Source organism: Candidatus Thiosymbion oneisti, assembly GCF_900092655.1.
GTDB classification, from domain to species: Bacteria; Pseudomonadota; Gammaproteobacteria; order Chromatiales; family Chromatiaceae; genus Thiosymbion; species Thiosymbion oneisti.
This window is the reverse complement of the sequence record NZ_FLUY01000296.1, coordinates 1-939: the sequence shown is the minus strand read 5'-3', so window position 1 is coordinate 939 and position 939 is coordinate 1. Positions and strand designations below refer to the sequence as shown.

General features: G+C 43.5%; 2 protein-coding genes. Both read right to left on the bottom strand.

The window, feature by feature from the left end; translation table 11 throughout:
• Nucleotides 1-422: 422 nt before the first annotated feature.
• Complete coding sequence (locus BQ17_RS23880; protein ID WP_089724167.1) at nucleotides 423-638, bottom strand: YgiT-type zinc finger protein; 216 nt, start codon at nucleotides 636-638, stop codon at nucleotides 423-425.
• A gap of 3 nt (nucleotides 639-641) precedes the next feature.
• The gene (locus BQ17_RS23875; RefSeq protein ID WP_369406453.1) at nucleotides 642-857 is read right to left on the bottom strand and encodes a DUF4258 domain-containing protein; all 216 of its coding nucleotides are present in this window, start codon (nucleotides 855-857) and stop codon (nucleotides 642-644) included.
• Nucleotides 858-939 lie beyond the last annotated feature (82 nt).

Here is a 939-nt window from a genome sequence, read left to right as displayed (position 1 = left end):
TATCCCCACAAATCAGCCTCTGGCTCCCACGCTCCAGCGTGGGAGCAAATCCAGACGCTCCAGCGTCATGAAACCTTAGCCGCTGGAGCGGCCACAACGGCATTCCCACGCTGGAGAGACTGTGAAAGAATTCGTTTTCCCCGGAAGTGGTGGGATGAAGCCACCATATTTCATACTAAATTCTGTCTCATATAGGATTTAAGAGAAGTATTTTCGGCCTAAAGTAGGATAATTATGTTGTGCTGTCCCTATGGCTCCGAAAATCCAGTAATACTTTCACAGTCTCTAGAGCGTGGGAACGAGCCATTAGGGCATCGTGGCCGCTCATTCGCTCCATAACTCGTTGTTTTAGATTGCAATAATATGGGGATACCTCAGGGTCTATCCCTATTTTCCTACGCACCTTCTGCTTGGGTGTATTATTAAGCTACATTTGCAGTCAAAGCCATTGTTTCATCATCAATTTTCTGTAGTACCTTTTGAATGTGATGTACTTCATTTTCTTCAAACAGAGCTTCTCCACATTGGGTACACACCCACGCGGGGATCGACTCCCATGAAATATGGTAACCGTTTCGATCAACGTTAAATGGCGCATTTCCTTTAACCATTCTGCCTTTACAATGAAAGCATTCCATATTCTACCTCCGAGATTTAAAATTGGCCGACCATTGGTCAGGTGCTGGTAAGTATGCTGTAATTATAGCCAAATATTCAGTTTTTGGCGCACAAACAACATGGATGGCGCGATTATGTTTGACATGATAAATCAAGCAGCTTTTGCCTCTTCTATCTTCGGGGTATTCTTCAATAATTTCGCCGTATAATACTGCGTCTCTTACTTCTCCATCAGTAATTATCCTAGGGTCTAGATAACTTTAGAGTGGATTTTCTTTCAGCAGAGTCAGTATTCTATCATAGAGGTTTTCCTCGCGGTAA

What these genes read in the sequence shown, in the direction of transcription:
- BQ17_RS23880 (WP_089724167.1), bottom strand. Translation starts at nt 638, where the DNA reads ATGGAATGCTTTCATTGTAAAGGCAGAATGGTTAAAGGAAATGCGCCA.